Consider the following 3,223-nt stretch of genomic DNA (forward strand, 5'->3'; position numbering starts at 1 on the left):
TGCCTGCTGTTCACTTGAAAGCGAATTCTGCAGCTGCTCGCAGGAGATTGCCCCGAAAGCAAATACAAGTGAAGCAAAAAATGTGATGAAGTTTTGCAATTTTCTCTGCCTGCCGGCAGACATGGCATTCTCAATTTTCAATTTACTCATTTTCTCCCCCTTACTCCACTGTAACCGTTGCAGTTGGTGTTGAACCGTCGATTGTGACTGTAACTTCACTGCCAAGTTCAATTCCTTCGGCAAGAAAATTTACGGCATAATCTGTTCCTGTCCGTCCGGCTCCGTTGATTGAACCGCCGTCCCTGTTTGACCACGGACGAAGCCAGTTGTCTTTTTTGACAAGCGAAAACTCTATCGAAGAAGAAGTAACTTTTACGGCAGCAGAAGTTCCTTCTCCGCCTTTGATTGTGATATTTTCTGAAGTGTTGTCCCAGGAATTGTGGTCACCAGGAATAGAATAGCTTCCGTCTGCAACCGGGAAGTTTGTGAACACAAAAGTGACTGTTGCAGCTTCCTGATTGTGAAGCCCGTTTGCATCAGCACAGGAAACAAGTGCAAAAGTAAGGAACAGGGCCGATGTAAATGCAAGAAGTATATTTTTCAATTTTTCATTTTCAATTTTCATTTTTACCTCCTCCCCTACTGCAAATCCCAGATTAAGCCGAGACGGACATAACTTGTTGTGTTTGAATCTCCGGTCGTGTCATCGAGTGTGTTAAGGAGATATGTTCTGTGAGCAGGTTTACATGTCGGGTCATCAGCACGGAAAAGCGAGTAATTGTTGTCTTCGTAAGGATCCATTCCATATGTAAAGTGTGCCCAGAAGCGCGGATGTCCAGGAAGCGGAGTCTTTTTGACCATAAAGCCGAAAGCAAAGCCGATTTCCTGCTGAATAAACGACGATTTTAGTTCAGTCTTGTAATCGCGGTAAAGGCCGCCGAGAGTAAGGCTTAAATTGTCAGTAACATCTGCTGAAAGCATGAGCGAATGAAACATTTCTCCGATGTCGTAGCTTGAGTTTGAATCAAGTTTTCCGCTTTCCATTTCCCATTCAGCATTTGCAGAAACTGCATAGTCGAGCGTAAGTTTCTGGATTTTAGGAATAATATCTCCAAGTTTAAGTTCGATTCCTGCTTCCCTGAAGAGGAATTCTCCGTCGTTTTCGATTTTTGTTTTGTCGCTGAGCATATCGTAGCGGGCAACAGCGTAAAGTCCTGCAGTGATGTCTTTTGAAACAAGTGGATTTAAATCAATGTCAAAATAAGGCTCTGTTCTGAATGAAACATAACCGTTGTACTGATTATGTTTGCCTGCTTCTTCTTCATCTTCAAGAACTGCAGAAACTCCCTGATCAAGACCTAAAGAAAGAAATTCGAGAGGTGAAACATTTGCATCCAGCTGAGTTGTTGCAAAATTAGCATTAATGTCATCGTAATCAGTTCCGTCAGCTCCCCAGACAGAGTTTACGTTTTTAGAAGCATAACTTTCCATTAGGCTCACGTTCCATTTATCTTCCTTCCAGCCGATTCTTCCGGCAAGAGCCACAGCATCTTTATCAAAATCTACATCAGTTCCGAAAGTGCCGAGTCCGTGAAGTTCAACTTTAAGCGGAGTAACAGGATTTAAAGCAAGATAAGCAGAAAGAGCATTTATGTTCTGTTCGTTGTAGCGGAAAAGTTCTTCTTCTGTTGTGTAGCTTCCGAATGTGACTGCGCCTTCAACAAGAGGAGCTTTTTCATCTCCGTATTTTACATCAAGTAAATCGTAAAGACCGTAAGTTCCCCTCATCATGCTTAAAGCGGCAGTCGCATTTACAGTAATATCGCCGAAAGTCCTCAGGTTTTTTCCGAGTGAAACTTCAGTAAAGCCTTTGTCTACATAATCCCAGCGGTCAATTACATGATAGATTCCGTCAAAATCAAGCATTCCGCCTGCCTTCAAATCTCCATAACCGAGCTTTACTTCAACAAACGGGCTTATCATTGTAAAGCCGAGTTTATCGAACATGGCAACGCCGTTATCATTCATGTTGTAAATCGGACTGAAAAACATCGATGCAATGCTCTGAAGACCGTCACCCCAGGTTACATCAGGTACGTTGTCGGCATAAGAATTTGCCTGGTATAAAGTTTTATCGAATTCCCAGATTGAAATTGTCGCATCCAGATGGAAATTCGGAGTAATGTCTCCCCAGAACCACCAGTTTGCTTCACTTATAAAGTGAGAATTATCAAATTCGTATCCTTTCTTTTTACCTGTGGCAATATCGCGTATAAGAGACTGATTGCTGCTTGTTGTTTCTATCCATAAGCCCTGTTTTACAGAAGAAGCCTCGCCCGCACTCTGGGCAGCAGGAGCCGGAGAAGCTACAACGCTCTTTGTAAAATCCTCGTTCAAAGGCACAATAAACCCGTCATCAGCTTCCTGCTGAGCAAAAGCAAGAGAGGAAGCCAAAACAAGGGCAAGTGCCACGGAAGTTTTTCTTAATATTTTCATATTTTTCCTCATAAGAAATCCTTTTTTTTATCCACAGATATGCACAGATTTTCACAGATTAAAAGGGGCGTTACGGGGAATTTCCCCGTTAGAAGGGGTAGCGTAAAACGCGCCAGCGGTTGGAGCGAGGGGAAGGCTTTCCCCTGCAAAACTGCTAACTGCTAATCCCTAACTTCTATCTGTGTACATCTGTATTAATCTGTGGTTCCTTTTCTAATCCACTTTTATAAGCTCGATATCATCGAAGTTGCCCCAGCAGTCGGGAGCTGTGTCAAGGTAAATGCCTACCGTGACATTACCGCTTGAAACCGGGACACGGATTTTGTACTGCTTCCACTGCTGCCAGCCGGTGTTTTCGATTTTTGCGGTAATCTGTTTTACAGTTCCGTCAAAGCCTGCCGCAAAAAGACGGATATTGTTCTCGCCTCCTCCGCCCATTGACCAGACTGAAAGCTCGTAAGTGCCGTTTTCTATATTTGTAAAGGTTTGAGAAAGAATTGACTTAAAGCCGCTTCCGAGCCAGTATTTGTAAGTCCATTTTCCGGTTCTGGCATTTCCCTTGTTGTTTTCCATAAAGCAGGCCGCACCCGGTCCGTTGAGCTTCCATTTTCCCATTTTTCCGCTTTCAAAAGACGGATCTTCGATTAAGTTTACGCGGTTTGAAACATCGACGGTAATTTCCGGAACAAAATCATAGCCGGAAACTTTTCCTTTGAGAGTGATTTTT

At 43.3% G+C, this 3,223-nt stretch carries 3 protein-coding genes; all 3 read right to left on the reverse strand.

All coding sequences use genetic code 11. The features are described from left to right. Positions 1–160: 160 nt before the first annotated feature. Positions 161–625, reverse strand: coding sequence for a hypothetical protein (locus ACKI5B_RS00770; protein ID WP_407425045.1), 465 nt, complete (start codon positions 623–625; stop codon positions 161–163). 14 nt (positions 626–639) lie between these two features. Then, complete coding sequence (locus ACKI5B_RS00775) at positions 640–2,496, reverse strand: hypothetical protein (protein ID WP_407425046.1); 1,857 nt, start codon at positions 2,494–2,496, stop codon at positions 640–642. 213 nt (positions 2,497–2,709) lie between these two features. After that, positions 2,710–3,223: carbohydrate-binding protein (locus tag ACKI5B_RS00780; protein ID WP_407425047.1), on the reverse strand; the 514-nt coding region annotated here is incomplete at its 5' end.

It is taken from the genome of Treponema sp. (genome assembly GCF_045657965.1).
Classification (GTDB): Bacteria; Spirochaetota; Spirochaetia; order Treponematales; family Treponemataceae; genus Treponema_D.

What these genes read in the sequence shown, in the direction of transcription:
- ACKI5B_RS00770 (WP_407425045.1), bottom strand. Translation starts at nt 625, where the DNA reads ATGAAAATTGAAAATGAAAAATTGAAAAATATACTTCTTGCATTTACA.
- ACKI5B_RS00775 (WP_407425046.1), bottom strand. Translation starts at nt 2,496, where the DNA reads ATGAAAATATTAAGAAAAACTTCCGTGGCACTTGCCCTTGTTTTGGCT.